Below are 13544 nucleotides of genomic sequence, written 5' to 3' on the forward strand. Positions count from 1 at the left end.
CAGCCGTGGTTTTGGGGTTCTCGATCGCCCTGATCGTCTTCAGCCTGCTGCTGATGCTGCTGGTGCTGATGCACAAGGGGAAGGGCGGCGGCCTCTCCGACATGTTCGGTGGCGGCATGCAGTCCTCCGTCGGCGGCTCCTCGGTCGCCGAGCGCAACCTCGACCGGATCACCATCGTGATCGGTCTGCTGTGGTTCGCGTGCATCGTCGTCCTCGGCATTGTGATGAAGACGAACAGCTGACACCCGCGCAGCACCCACATCACGCATATTCGGTACGTAAGGCCCCATGTTCGGTACGCGCAGCGGAGCGCGGCCTATCATGGGGCTTGCGTCTGGATGTGGGGGCTTGTAACTCCAATCACTGGACGCGCGTTGGGCCTTACGTAGACTGAGGCGCTCGCAGCGAAGCGAAACGCCGACTCGCTTTGCGGCACCATCACGCAGGGAGTTACGACCGTGGCAAGTGGCAACGCGATCCGGGGAAGCCGGGTCGGAGCGGGGCCGATGGGCGAGGCCGAGCGCGGCGAGTCCGCGCCGCGTCTCCGCATCTCCTTCTGGTGCTCCAACGGGCACGAGACGCAGCCGAGCTTCGCCAGCGACGCACAGGTTCCCGACACCTGGGACTGCCCGCGCTGCGGCTTCCCGGCCGGCCAGGACCGGGACAACCCGCCGGACCCGCCGCGCACCGAGCCGTACAAGACGCACCTCGCGTACGTGCGGGAGCGGCGCAGCGACGCGGACGGCGAGGCGATCCTCGCCGAGGCGCTCGCCAAACTGCGGGGCGAAATCTAGGACTTGAGACCGGCTGGGCGCCTCGAGGTGCCTGGCCGGAGCCGTATCGCTGCGCTCGGCCCCGACCCGTTGTCAGTGGTTCCCGCTACGGTTTTCGTGAAGGCGAGAACCATGGGGGGAGTTCCGGCAGTGGTCGAGACGGGGGAGAGGCGTGCGCCGGCGTGGCGCGGGGGTTTCGGGCGGTTGTGGACGGCTGCCGTGGTCTCCCAGTTCGGGGACGCCCTGAGAGGAGCCGCGCTACCGCTGGTCGCGGCCTCGCTGACCGACCGGCCCCTGCTCATCGCCTCCGTCACTGCCTGTGGTTATCTGCCCTGGATCGTCTTCGGGCTGCTCGGTGGCGCGGTCGCCGATCGCGTCGACCAACGGCGCGCGATGTGGACCGTGGACGCCGTGCGGGGGCTGCTCGTGGGTTCCTTCGCAGCGGTGGTCGCCCTGGGGCACGTCTCGATCGCGCTGCTCATCGCCCTGGCCTTCACGCTGACCACGCTCCAGACCCTGTTCGACAACGCCGCGACCGCCCTGCTGCCGGCCCTCGTGGACCGGCAGACCCTCGGCAGCGCCAACGCCCGGCTGATGACCGGGCAGAAGATCGCCGGCGGCCTGCTGGGCGCGCCCGTCGTGCCGGTGCTGATCGCCGCGGGGGCGGCCGTCCCCTTCGCGGCCGACGCCGTCACCTTCCTCGTGGCCGCCGCGCTGGTCGCCTCCCTGCGGACGGACGCACCCGACCGCGCGGACAGACCGGCGGGCAGCACCCTGCGGCGGGAGATCGGCGCTGGCCTGCGCACCCTGGGCCGCGACCGGGCCCTGCGCGGGCTGTGCACCGCCACGGCCCTGTGCAACATCGGCATGGGTGCCCTGATCGCCACCCTGGTGGTCCTCGTGACCCGCCGGCTGCACGCGGGCACGGCCGGATACGCGGCGGCAGCCACCGCGTACACCGTCGGCGGTCTGGCCGGCGGAGTGCTGAACCGGTGGACCACGCGGGTGCTCGGTCCGCTGCCAACCGTTCTCCTCGCCGGCACCGTGCAGACCGGCGCGCTCGTCGTCATGGGCACCGTGCGCAGTCTGCCCGTCACGGTGGCCGCGCTCGCGGTCTTCGGCTGCATGGGCATGCTGTGGAACGTCAGCACGACGACCCTGATGCAGCAACGCGCCCCCGCCGACATGCTCGGCCGGGTCGGCTCCGCCTTCCGCACCCTCGCCGTCGCCGGGGCACCGCTGGGCGCCGTGCTCGGCGGCGCCGTGGCCACGGCCTGGGGACCGGGCGCACCGGCCCTGCTCACTGCCGCCCTCTTCGCCCTGTCCGTCACCGCGCTGATACCCGCCCGCAAGTCGGACGTACCTGTTGTTGCGCCGGACGACGACATGAGCACCGCTCGCACCGTGCGGTGATCAATTAGGTTGGAACAGCTGGGACAGGCACGAAAGAAGGCGGAAGTCGGAAATGAACGCAGACGGCCGTACCAGGCTCAACCAGACGCCCGAATGGACCGCTCTCGCCAAGCACCGGGAGGAGCTGGCCGACACCCATCTCAGGGAGCTGTTCGCCGCCGGGCCCGGACGCGCTGAGGGATACACGCTCCAGGTCGGCGATCTGTACATCGACTACTCGAAACACCTGGTCACCGACGACACGCTGCGGCTGCTGCGCGAGCTGGCCGCCGCCACCGACGTGTTCGGGCTCAGGGACGCCATGTTCCGCGGCGAGAAGATCAACGTCACCGAGAACCGCGCGGTGCTGCACACCGCGCTGCGCGCCGCCCGGGACGCGGTGGTCGAGGTCGACGGGGAGAACGTCGTGCCCAAGGTGCACGCCGTACTCGACAAGATGGCCGGCTTCGCCGACCGGGTCCGCTCCGGCGCCTGGACCGGCCACACGGGCAAGCGCATCAAGAACGTGATCAACGTCGGTATCGGCGGCTCCGACCTGGGCCCCGCGATGGCCTACGAGGTGCTGCGCAGCTTCACCGACCGCGACCTGACGGTCCGCTTCGTCTCCAACGTGGACGGCGCCGACCTGCACGAGGCCACCCGGGACCTGGACCCGGCCGAGACACTGTTCATCATCGCCTCCAAGACCTTCACCACCATCGAGACGATCACCAACGCCACCTCCGCCCGCGCCTGGCTCCTGGACGCCCTCGGTGACGACTCGGCGGTCGCCAGGCACTTCGTGGCGCTGTCCACGAACGCCGAGAAGGTCACCGAGTTCGGCATCGACCCGGACAACATGTTCGAGTTCTGGGACTGGGTCGGCGGCCGGTACTCGTACGACTCGGCGATCGGCCTGTCCCTGATGATCGCCATCGGCCCCGACCGCTTCCGGGAGATGCTCGACGGCTTCCGGCTGATGGACGAGCACTTCCGCACCGCGCCCGCCGAGGCCAACGCGCCTTTGCTGCTGGGCCTGCTGGGCATCTGGTACGGCAACTTCCACGACGCCCAGACGCACGCGGTGCTGCCGTACAGCCACTACCTGTCGAAGTTCACCGCCTACCTCCAGCAGCTGGACATGGAGTCCAACGGCAAGTCGGTGCAGCGCGACGGGAAGCCGGTGGAGTGGCAGACCGGCCCGGTGGTGTGGGGCACGCCCGGCACCAACGGCCAGCACGCCTACTACCAGTTGATCCACCAGGGCACCAAGCTGATCCCGGCGGACTTCATCGGCTTCGCCGAACCGGTGGCCGAGTTGAGCGGAGGGCTCAAGGCGCAGCACGACCTGCTGATGGCCAACTTCTTCGCCCAGACCCAGGCGCTCGCCTTCGGCAAGACTGCCGAGGAGGTCCGTGCGGAGGGCGTCCCCGAGGAACTGGTCGCGCACAAGACGTTCCGGGGCGACCGGCCGACGACGACCATCCTGGCGAGGAGCCTGACCCCGTCCGTCCTGGGCCAGCTGGTCGCGCTCTATGAGCACAAGGTGTTCGTGCAGGGCGCCGTGTGGAACATCGACTCCTTCGACCAGTGGGGCGTGGAGCTGGGCAAGGTGCTGGCCAAGCGGGTCGAGCCGGCGCTGACGGAGGGTGCCGAGGTGGAGGGCCTCGACGCGTCGACGAGGACGCTGGTCGCCAAGTACCGGGAAATGCGCGGCCGTAGCTGACCGGAGCACGCGGGAGCCGGGCGGCGCTGGGCCCGCCCGGCCCCCGTGGACGCTGTCCACACCTTCGTCGAGAGCGGCTTCGCCGCCGACGAGATGCTGCAGAAGCGGGTTGAGGGCCTCGGCCCAAGCGGCGGCCTCAGGCCACCGCGCTCAGTGTGTCCGCGAGACGTCTGCGCGCCGCGCGGGCCGCGGGCAGCACGGCAAGCGCCGCCGCGCCGCACACGGCGGACGCGACCAGCACCAGCAGCAGCGCGGGCGACGGGGACTGGGCGATACCGGCGCCGATGCCGCTGGAGCTGCCCTGGGCGTCGATCAGCCGGTGGGCCAGCGGCAGGCCCAGCGCCGTACCGGCGAGCGCCGCGGCCAGGGCCGTACAGCTCGTCGCGGTGACGGTGATGGCGGTGATCTGCCGCGGGGACACGCCGATCGCCTTCAACGCCAGCACGTCCCGCTCGCCCTCGCGGACGCTGCCGCCGATGGCGGTGAGCAGTTCCACCAGCCCGATCAGGGCCAGTACGGCGATCAGCCCGGCGACGACCGCCCGCAGCGGCGAGAGCCCGTCGGCGGGGTTCGCCACCGGGTGCACGTCCAGATGGCCCCGGCCGGCCGCGGACAGCGCTGCGGCCACCCGCTGCGGCTCGGCGCCGGGGCGAAGACGCAGTTCGTAGAAGGCGGGGGCCAGTCCGGGGTCGTTCTCGCGGAGGGTGTCCAGGGAGGTGGTCACGACCCGGCCGGCGTTCTGCGGCTCGATACTGCGGCCCACGATGTGCAGGATCTGCGGCCGGTCGCCCACCGTCATGCGCACCCAGTCGCCGACCCGCGCGTGCAGCAGGTCCAGCAGGCCCTGCCCGGCCACCGCCTCGTCCGGTCCGCGTGCGGCGCGGCCCTCGGCGAGGGCGTAGGGGTAGGGCTGGGCATGGGTGCCCACCCCGCGCAACGCGATGGTGCCGGTCTGGCCGGGGACCAGCGCGGCGACCTCGACCCCGGGGTAGGCGGCCGCGACCCGGTGATCGCCGCTGAGCAGGGCGCGAACGGCGGGCGCGTCCAGGGCACCGTCCGAGCGGACCGTGAGGGCCGTCGGCAGGCCCACGCGTTCCGGACTGCTGTGGAAGCGGTCGATCGTGGTCCAGGCGCTGAGTGCCACCACGATCAGCAGCAGCGGCAGCGTCAGCCGGGCCACGGTGGCCAGCGACCGGCCGCGCCCCGCGAATGCCTTGTGGCAGCCCAGGACCAGCGCGGCCGGCAGCCGCAGCCCGAGCGCCCGCCGGGCCAGGCCGGTCAGCCGCCCGCCGGCCGGCGCGGCCGGGCGCGGCACCGGCACGGGCGGCACCCGTCCGGCCCGCCAGGCCGCGAGGCCCGTGGTCAGACCGATGAACAGCACCGCGCCCGCGGGCACCACGAACAGCGCCTCGGTGTGCCCGGGCAGCCCCTGCCACAGGCCCACGGCGTCACCCAGCCGGCCGGGGATACGGCTGCCCAGGGCCTCGGTGAGCGCCGCCGCGGCGACCGAGCCGAGCAGCGCGTACGCCAGGTGCTGCAGGAGGAAGATGCGGACGACCTGGCCGGGCGTGAAGCCGATCGCCTTCAGCACCGAGATGTCCCGCAAGTGCCCCCGGATGCGGGTGGCGATCGCCCCGTGCACGGCGAACGCGGCGGCGATCAGCGCACCGAGCCCGAACAGGCCGATGACCTGCCCGAGCAGCCGGTTGTCGCCCTGGGCCGCGGAGCGCGCCTGCTGCCAGGTGGAGACCTCGCCGACCGCGCCCGCGCCCAGCACCGTGACGGCGCGCTGCACGGCGTAGTCGGTGTCGGCCGGGTCGTCCAGCCGCAGCCCGATCACCTGCCCGCCGGGGGCCCGGACGGCGGACGGCAGCGCCCAGACCAGCCCCGGCTGCTCGCCCGGGCTGTAGTGCGGCTCGGCGCTGTCCGCGATGCCCTCGACGGTCAGGGCGCGGGCCGTGCCGGGCAGCGTGAGGGTGTCCCCGGGCTCGGCCAGCAGGGCCCGGGCCAGGCTGCCCTCCAGCACCACGCCGTCCGGTTCGGCCGGGTCCAGCCAGTGACCGGCGGTGAGCAGCGGCCGCCCGACGGAGGGCAGCTCCGGAGTACCGCGCAGCTCCACGGAGGCACGGGTGCCGCGTACGGCGACGGTGGCGGACTCGGTGCGATAGGGGCCGGCCACGGAGGCGACACCGTCCAGCCGGGCCAGCCCGTGGGCGTCGGCCGACGGCACGGTGTGGATCCACACATGGGCCCCGCGGGCCTGGGTGAAGACGCGCTGCCAGGGGTTGGTCGCGTACCCGAACAGGGCGGTGGCCAGCAGCAGCGAGGCGACGATGCCGGCGGTGGCCAGCACGAGGAACAGCGCCTCGCCGCGATGCGTGCGCAGATCGGAGTGCGCCCAGCGCAGACTGCCGCGCACCCCGGGTCCCACCCCGAGCGGACCGCCCGCCATCAGTCCCTCAGCTCCAGCACGCCCGAGATCCCCGGCTTCCTGGGCGGCGGGGTGCCGTCCAGGGGAGCGTCGTCGGCTATGCGGCCGTCGAAGAAGCTGATCACGCGGTCGGCGGCGCTCGCGAGCCGGGCGTCGTGGGTGACGAGGACGATGGTCTGCCCGCGTCCGTGGAAGCGGGACAGCAGCCGCATCACCTCGCGCGTGCCCTTGCTGTCCAGGCTTCCGGCGGGTTCGTCGGCCAGCAGCAGCGGGGGATGGTTGACCAGGGCCCGCGCGAGGGCGACCCGCTGCTGTTCGCCGCCGGACAGCTCGCCCGGCATGCTGCGCTCCTTGCCGCTGAGCCCCAGCTCGGCGAGCAGCTCCTCACGCTCGGCGCGGGCCTTCCTGGGCGGGACGCCGGCGAGCAGGGCGGGCAGTTCGACGTTGTCGGCGACCGACAGGTTCGACACGAGGTTGAAGAACTGGAAGACGATCCCGATGGCCGTGCGACGCTCCACCGCCCAGCGCGCCTCGCTGAAGGAGTCCGTGCAGCGGCCGTCCAGCCAGATGCTGCCCTGGTCCGGGCGCTGCAGCCCGCCGAGCAGGTGCAGCAGTGTCGACTTGCCGGCACCGGACGGGCCGGTGATCGCCACGAACTCGCCCCGCGCCACGGACAGATCGACCCCGCGCACCGCACGAGCGGGCGCGCCCTCGCCGTGGTGCGTCTTCACCAGACCCTCGGCGCGCAGCACCGGGGCGTTCACCGGTGCCGGAGCGGTGTGCTCGCTCATTCCAGTTCCTCCTGGCACCGCTCCAGCCAGTCGAGGTCGGCCTGCAGATGCAGCATCGCGCCCTCGATGAGCAGCTGGGCGATGCGGTTGTCCCGGTTCTCGGCCGCGGCCAGTTTCGACAGGTTGCGCATGGTGTTCAGGTACTGGCGCCGCTGTTTGTTGATGAGGGCGATCTGTTCGGCGAGACCGGTCTGCGGGGCCAGGGCGAGCTTCATGAAGAACTCGTCCCGCACCCGCGGCTCGTCCTCGGTCTCCTCGAACCAGGCGTGCAGCGCCTCCCGCCCGGCGTCGGTGAGGTGGTAGACCTTCTTGTTGGGCCGGCTGGACTGCTCGACGTCCTCGCCCTCGATCAGCCCGGACTTCTCCAGGCGGCCCAGGGTGACGTAGATCTGGCCGACGTTGGGCTGAGGGTACGCGGAGCCCAGCAGTTGCTCAAGGTCCTGCTTCAGCTCGTAGCCGTGAGCCGGGCCACGGGCGAGGAGTGCCAGGAGGGGCAGGCGCACTCGTGCTGTCCTCCTGTCTGCTCAATGTGCTCCAGGCCCTAGTATCGCGCATACCTAACAGGTATACATGGCCTCTGACTCCCGGCGAGACGCCGGAGCCGTGTGCATGTGTTCAGGGAGGAACCTATGCGGTGGATGCGCGCCGCCGGTAGGGGCCTCCTCGTACTCGCCGTGATCATGACCGGGTACGTCGCCTCCGGTGCACAGGCGGACGAGGGTACAGGTGACGGCCGCGGCCCGCTCACCCTGGCCACCGCCGGGGATCTCACCGGCTATCTCGCCCCGCTGCTCCAGGGCTGGAACCGTACCCACCCCGGAGAGAAGGTCACCCTCGTCGAGCTGCCGGACTCCGCCGACGAGACCCATGCGCAGATGACCACCGACCTGCGCGGCGGTGACCGGGGCCGCTTCGACGTCCTCAACATCGACGTCAACTGGACCTCGGAGTTCGCGGCGGCCGGCTGGATCCGTCCGCTGCCGCGCGACCGCTTCCCGCTGAAGAGCTTCCTGCCGCCGGTCGTGGACACGGCCACCTACGACGGACGGCTGTACGCGGTCCCGTATGTCACCAATGCCGGACTTCTCCTGTATCGCAAGGACATCCTCGCCAAGGCGGGCGTGCCTCCGCCGCGCACCTGGGCCGAACTGGAACACGACGCGAAGACCATCGCGCCCAAGTACCACCTCGGTGGCTACGCGGGCCAGTTCCTCCCCTACGAGGGCCTCACCGTGAACGCCGCCGAGGCCGTCTACTCGGCGGGCGGCACCATCCTCGGCGACGAGGGCGCGCGGGTCACCGTCGACTCCTCCGCCGCCCGCCAGGGCATCGGCTTCCTCGCCCGCGGTGTGCACGAGGGCTGGATACCTAAGGCGGCGCTGACGTACAAGGAGGAGGAGTCCAAGCAGGCCTTCCAGGACGGCAGGCTGCTCTTCCTGCGCAACTGGCCCTATGCCTACGCCGTCGCATCCGCCCGGGGCTCCAGGGTCGCCGGGAAGATCGGCGCCGTGCCGATCCCCGGACCCCACGGACCAGGGACCAGTGTGCTCGGCGGCTCCAACCTCGCCGTCAACTGCCACACCCGGCATCCCGACTCGGCCGCCCGTCTGATCGCCTACCTCACCAGCGCGCCCGTCCAGCGCCAGGTGCTCACCCGGGGCGCGCTGCCGCCCGTGCGCGCCGCGCTCTACGAAGACCCCGCGCTGGTGCGGCGGTTCCCCTATCTGCCGACCCTGCGCACCGCCGTGCTCACCGCCGCCCCGCGCCCCAAGAGCCCGCACTACGACCAGGTCAGCCTGGTGGTGCAGGCGGTCGTGCAGGACGCGCTCAGCGGGCGGCAGACGCCCGAACAGGCTGTGCGCCGCCTCGCGCGAGAGCTCCACGCGATCGCCCGTCGCTAGTTACTTGTTAGGTAACGCGGATATCTCATCTCGGCTCGCAATGCCCGATTAAGTCAGCATTTGCGACCTCAACTCTCCAGTAGCTTACGTTCTTTTCGTTGACACCCTCGCGACATGCCTACCTAACATGCATGCATAACCGCTGCCCTTCGCAGCTGCCCTTCAGAGAGACAGGCAAAAGGGTTGAACAGGCATCATTGGTGGCGTGACGCGGTGATCTACCAGGTCTACGTCCGCAGCTTCCTCGACAGCACCGGTGACGGCATCGGCGATCTCGCCGGGGTCCGCGCGGGACTGCCGTACCTGAAGAAGCTGGGCGTCGACGGGATCTGGCTGAGCCCGTTCTACCCGTCGCCGCAGCACGACCACGGCTACGACGTGGCCGACTACTGCGGGGTCGACCCCCTCTTCGGCGACCTCGCCGAGTTCGACCTGCTGATGGCAGCCGCGCACCGGCTCGGTATCAAGGTGCTCCTCGACATCGTCCCCAACCACTGCTCCGGAGAGCACCCGTGGTTCCGCGAGGCCCTCGCCGGCGCTCCCGGCAGCCCGGCCCGCGCCCGCTTCCACTTCGCCGACGGCCGAGGCCCCGACGGAGCCGAGCCGCCCAACAACTGGCACGCCATGTTCGGCGGCCCGGCCTGGACCAGGGTCGGCGACGGCCAGTGGTACCTGCACATGTTCACGCCCGAGCAGCCCGACTGGAACTGGCGCAACCCCGAGGTCGCCACCGAGTTCGACCGCATCCTGCGCTTCTGGCTCGACCGGGGCGTCGACGGCTTCCGCATCGACGTCGCCGCCGGCCTCTACAAGCACCCCGAACTGCCCGACTCCGACGACCCGGAGGCCGACGCCCGCACCCGCGACTCGGTCAACCCGCTCGCCTGGAACCAGCCGGAGGTGCACGAGGTGTGGCGCCACTGGCGCTCCCTGTGCGAGGAGTACACCGAGCGCGACGGCCGCGAGCGCCTCCTCGTCGGCGAGGTCTCCGTCCCCACCGCCCGCGACAACGCCCTGTACGTCCGCCCGGACGAACTCCACCAGGCCTTCTTCTTCGACCTGCTCGGCGCCCCCTGGGACGCCGACGCCTTCCGCAAGGTCATCTCCGAGGCCATGGCAGACATCGCCGGCACCGGCTCCACGGTGACCTGGGTCCTCAACAACCACGACCAGGTACGCACCGTCACCCGCTACGGCGAACCCGCCCCCGAGGGCAGCGGCCTCGGCGCCGCCCGCGCCCGCGCCGCCGCACTGCTGATGCTGGCGCTGCCCGGAGCCGCCTACATCTACCAGGGCGAGGAACTGGGCCTGCCCGAGGTCGTCGACCTGCCCGACGACGTGCTCACCGACCCCATATTCCGCCGTACCGGCAGCCGCGCCCGCATCCGCGACGGCTGCCGGGTGCCGCTGCCCTGGTCCGGCCAGGCCTCGCCGTTCGGCTTCACCTCCGGCGTCGACGGTGTGAAGCCCTGGCTGCCCCAGCCGGAGTACTTCGCCGAGTACGCCACCGACCGTGCCCTCGCCGACACCCGCTCCTTCTGGCACCTGTACCGCGACGGTCTGCAACTCCGCAGTGGGCTTCCGCAGTTGGGCGAGGGCACGCTCCGCTGGCTGGACACCCAGCCCGGCGTCCTCGCCTTCACCCGCGGCGACGGCCTGGTCTGCGCCGTCAACTTCGGTACGGCCCCCACACCCGCGCCGGTCTCCGGCACCCCCCTGCTCGCCAGCGGCCCCTGCCCGGCCGGCGTCCTGCCCGGCGCCACCGCGGCCTGGTGGCTGAGCGACCTCTGATCCCCGTCACCTCACCTCCCCGAAGGGACATCAATGATGATGCGACGACGTACGACCCTGCTCACCAGCTGCACCGCCCTCGCCCTGGCGCTCGGCGCGACCGCCTGTGGCGGCGGTCCCGTCTCCGCCGGCGGCGGCGACAAGGCGCTCAGCGGCCAGACCGTCACCGTGGCCGGCGTCTGGTCCGGCAGCGAACAGAAGAACTTCCAGAAGGTGCTGGACGCGTTCACCGCGAAGACCGGCGCCAAGACCCAGTTCGTGTCGACCGGTGACAACGTCTCCACGGTGGTCGGCAGCAAGATCGAGGGCGGCAACGCGCCCGACGTCGTGATGGTCCCGCAGGTCGGTGTCCTGGACCAGTTCGCGAAGAAGGGCTGGCTCGAGCCGCTGTCGCCGGCGGCCCAGCAGACGATCACCGCCGACTACGCGCCCGTGTGGAAGAAGTACGGCAGCGTCGACGGCACCCTGTACGGCCTCTACTTCAAGGCCGCCCACAAGTCCACCGTCTGGTACAGCCCCGACGCGCTCGCCCAGGCCGGGGTCAAGCCGCCGAAGACGTACGACGAGATGCTGAAGGCGGGGCACACCGTCTCCGACTCCGGGCTCGCCGCCTTCGCCGTCGGCGGCGAGGACGGCTGGACCCTCACCGACTGGTTCGAGAACGTCTACCTCTCCCAGGCCGGACCGGAGAAGTACGACGCCCTCGCCGCGCACAAGCTCAAGTGGACCGACCCCAGCGTCGTCAAGGCGCTCACCACCCTGGGCAAGCTGTTCAAGGACAAGCAGCTGATCGCGGGCGGCCAGAAGGAGGCACTGAACACCGACTTCCCCACCTCGGTGGAGAAGGTGTTCGGACCCAAGCCCGAGGCCGGCATGGTCTTCGAGGGCGACTTCGTCGCCGGGGTCGCGCACGATCAGTTCGGCAGGACCATCGGCAAGGACGCGAACTTCTTCCCGTTCCCGGCCGTCGACGGCGGTACGGCACCGGTGGTCAGCGGCGGTGACGCGGCGGTCGTCCTCAAGGACGGCAAGAACGCCAAGGCCGGCATGAAGCTCCTGGAGTACCTGGCCACCCCCGAGGCCGCGGCCGTCTGGGCCAAGGCGGGCGGCTTCCTGTCCCCGAACAAGAAGCTCGGCCCCGCCTCCTACGCCGACGACGTCACCCGCGCCACCGCCAAGTCCCTGATCGACGCAGGGGATTCGGTCCGCTTCGACATGTCCGACCAGGCGCCGGCGGCCTTCGGCGGCACCAAGGGCGCGGGCGAGTGGAAGCTGCTCCAGGACTTCCTGCGCGACCCGTCCGACCCGAAGGGCACGGCGGCGGAGCTGGAGTCCGCCGCGGCCAAGGCCTACCAGGACTGAGTGGCAGCACCATGACCGCCACCACTGTCGTGAAGCAGCAGGCGGGCCCGCGGGCCGCCGCCGGCGAGGCGCGCGGGCGCCGCAGCCGGCGGCGCGCCCGGCTGATCGCCCTGCTCTTCGTCTTCCCGGCGCTGCTCCTGCTCGGCGCGCTCGTCGTCTATCCGGTGCTGTTCTCCGTCGGCCGCAGCTTCTTCGACGCCTCCGGCACCCGGTTCGTCGGCGGCGACAACTACACCGAGATGTTCCGTGACCCCGCGACGCTCAAGGCCATCCGCAACACCACCATCTGGGTGGTGGTGGCCCCGGCCCTGCTGACCGGCCTCGGCCTGATCCTGGCCGTGCTGGTGGAGAAGGTCCGCTGGGCCACCGCCTTCAAGCTGCTGCTCTTCATGCCGATGGCGGTGTCCTTCCTCGCCGCCGGCATCATCTTCCGGCTCGCCTACGACGAGGACCCGAACAAGGGCGTGCTGAACGCGGCCGTCGTCTCCGTCCACGACGCCTTCCAGGGCACGTCGTCGTATCCGACGGCACGCGGCCGCGGGGGCCTGCTGACCGAGGACCGGGACGGCTCGTACCGAACGACCGCCTCCACCGGCCACTCGGTGACGCTCCCCATGGTCGGCGTCCTGCCCAAGGACCTGCCCAAGGGCGCCTCGTCCGCGTACCCGGCCGCCGGCCGCAAGGCCGCCCCCGGCGAACTGCGCGGCGTGGTCTACCTGGACTTCACCCCCGGCGGCGCAGGCAGGCAGGGCAAGGTCGACCCGAAGGAGAGCGGCCTGCCCGGCATGACGGTCCAGGCCGTGCGCGACGGGCGGACGGCCGCGAGCGCCACCACCACCGCCGACGGCTCCTTCCGCTTCTCCGGGCTGCGCGCCGGCTCGTACACGGTGAGACTCCCGGAGTCCAACTTCGCCCCGCCCTACCAGGGTGTCTCCTGGCTCGGCCCGACCCTCGTCACCCCGGCGATCATCGGCGCGTACCTGTGGATCTGGACGGGCTTCGCCATGGTGCTGATCGGCGCGGGCCTGTCGGCTCTTCCGCGGGACGCACTGGAGGCGGCCCGGATGGACGGCGCCAACGAGTGGCAGATCTTCCGCCGGATCACGGTCCCGCTGCTCGCCCCCGTCCTGACGGTCGTCTTCGTCACCCTCGTGATCAACGTGATGAAGGTCTTCGACCTCGTCTACATCATCGCGCCCGGACCGGTGCAGGAGGACGCCACCGTCCTCGCCACCCAGATGTGGCTCGTGTCCTTCGGCGGCGGCAACAACCAGGGCCTGGGCAGCGCCCTCGGCGTGCTGCTCCTGCTCCTGGTGATCCCCGCGATGGTGTTCAACGTCCGCCGCTTCCGGCGCAGTCAACGATGAGGAGTCAGCG

At 71.3% G+C, this 13544-nt stretch carries 11 protein-coding genes; 8 read left to right on the forward strand and 3 right to left on the reverse strand.

Going from position 1 to position 13544, the window contains the following annotated elements; genetic code table 11:
- Positions 1–5 precede the first annotated feature (5 nt).
- From secG to pgi, 4 genes are all read left to right on the forward strand, one after another.
- Positions 6–242: a preprotein translocase subunit SecG gene (gene secG / locus ABZ919_RS17055; RefSeq protein ID WP_133922257.1), complete on the forward strand. Its 237-nt coding sequence runs from the start codon at positions 6–8 to the stop codon at positions 240–242.
- 216 nt (positions 243–458) lie between these two features.
- Positions 459–794 (forward strand): RNA polymerase-binding protein RbpA, encoded by a 336-nt coding sequence (locus ABZ919_RS17060; protein WP_003957010.1) that lies wholly within the window; start codon positions 459–461, stop codon positions 792–794.
- 111 nt (positions 795–905) lie between these two features.
- Complete coding sequence (locus tag ABZ919_RS17065; RefSeq protein WP_361248141.1) at positions 906–2186, forward strand: MFS transporter; 1281 nt, start codon at positions 906–908, stop codon at positions 2184–2186.
- A 52-nt stretch (positions 2187–2238) separates the two neighbouring features.
- Positions 2239–3891 carry a glucose-6-phosphate isomerase gene (pgi, locus tag ABZ919_RS17070; protein ID WP_361248142.1) on the forward strand — a complete coding sequence of 551 codons (1653 nt, stop codon included), beginning with the start codon at positions 2239–2241 and terminating at the stop codon, positions 3889–3891.
- Positions 3892–4027: 136 nt separating this feature from the next.
- On the opposite strand, the gene ABZ919_RS17075 is transcribed toward pgi, so the two are convergent.
- Genes ABZ919_RS17075 through ABZ919_RS17085 form a run of 3 tightly spaced genes read right to left on the reverse strand, consistent with a single transcriptional unit; the run spans position 4028 to position 7616 of the window.
- The gene (locus tag ABZ919_RS17075; RefSeq protein WP_361248401.1) at positions 4028–6310 is read right to left on the reverse strand and encodes an FtsX-like permease family protein; all 2283 of its coding nucleotides are present in this window, start codon (positions 6308–6310) and stop codon (positions 4028–4030) included.
- 32 nt (positions 6311–6342) lie between these two features.
- Complete coding sequence (locus ABZ919_RS17080) at positions 6343–7113, reverse strand: ABC transporter ATP-binding protein (RefSeq protein WP_361248144.1); 771 nt, start codon at positions 7111–7113, stop codon at positions 6343–6345.
- The gene (locus ABZ919_RS17085; RefSeq protein WP_361248145.1) at positions 7110–7616 is read right to left on the reverse strand and encodes a PadR family transcriptional regulator; all 507 of its coding nucleotides are present in this window, start codon (positions 7614–7616) and stop codon (positions 7110–7112) included. Before ABZ919_RS17085 ends, ABZ919_RS17080 begins: the two co-directional genes overlap by 4 nt.
- Before the next feature lie 126 nt (positions 7617–7742).
- Between ABZ919_RS17085 and ABZ919_RS17090 the strand changes: the two genes are divergently transcribed.
- From ABZ919_RS17090 to ABZ919_RS17105, 4 genes are all read left to right on the forward strand, one after another.
- On the forward strand, positions 7743–9014 hold the full coding sequence (locus tag ABZ919_RS17090) for an ABC transporter substrate-binding protein (protein WP_361248147.1): 1272 nt from the start codon (positions 7743–7745) through the stop codon (positions 9012–9014).
- A gap of 183 nt (positions 9015–9197) precedes the next feature.
- Positions 9198–10805 (forward strand): alpha-amylase family glycosyl hydrolase, encoded by a 1608-nt coding sequence (locus tag ABZ919_RS17095; protein WP_361248149.1) that lies wholly within the window; start codon positions 9198–9200, stop codon positions 10803–10805.
- Between the two features lie 36 nt (positions 10806–10841).
- Entirely contained in the window at positions 10842–12167 is a 1326-nt protein-coding gene (locus tag ABZ919_RS17100) for an ABC transporter substrate-binding protein (protein ID WP_361248403.1), read from the forward strand.
- An 11-nt stretch (positions 12168–12178) separates the two neighbouring features.
- Positions 12179–13534, forward strand: coding sequence for a sugar ABC transporter permease (locus tag ABZ919_RS17105; protein WP_361248150.1), 1356 nt, complete (start codon positions 12179–12181; stop codon positions 13532–13534).
- Positions 13535–13544 lie beyond the last annotated feature (10 nt).

This window comes from Streptomyces sp. NPDC046759 (assembly GCF_040645475.1).
In the GTDB taxonomy this organism is placed as follows: domain Bacteria; phylum Actinomycetota; class Actinomycetes; order Streptomycetales; family Streptomycetaceae; genus Streptomyces.

Bases quoted from the DNA above. Each gene is read 5' to 3' on its own strand.
- ABZ919_RS17065 (WP_361248141.1), top strand. From the start codon at position 906: ATGGGGGGAGTTCCGGCAGTGGTCGAGACGGGGGAGAGGCGTGCGCCG.
- pgi (WP_361248142.1), top strand. From the start codon at position 2,239: ATGAACGCAGACGGCCGTACCAGGCTCAACCAGACGCCCGAATGGACC.
- ABZ919_RS17080 (WP_361248144.1), bottom strand. From the start codon at position 7,113: ATGAGCGAGCACACCGCTCCGGCACCGGTGAACGCCCCGGTGCTGCGC.
- ABZ919_RS17090 (WP_361248147.1), top strand. From the start codon at position 7,743: ATGCGGTGGATGCGCGCCGCCGGTAGGGGCCTCCTCGTACTCGCCGTG.
- ABZ919_RS17100 (WP_361248403.1), top strand. From the start codon at position 10,842: ATGATGCGACGACGTACGACCCTGCTCACCAGCTGCACCGCCCTCGCC.
- ABZ919_RS17105 (WP_361248150.1), top strand. From the start codon at position 12,179: ATGACCGCCACCACTGTCGTGAAGCAGCAGGCGGGCCCGCGGGCCGCC.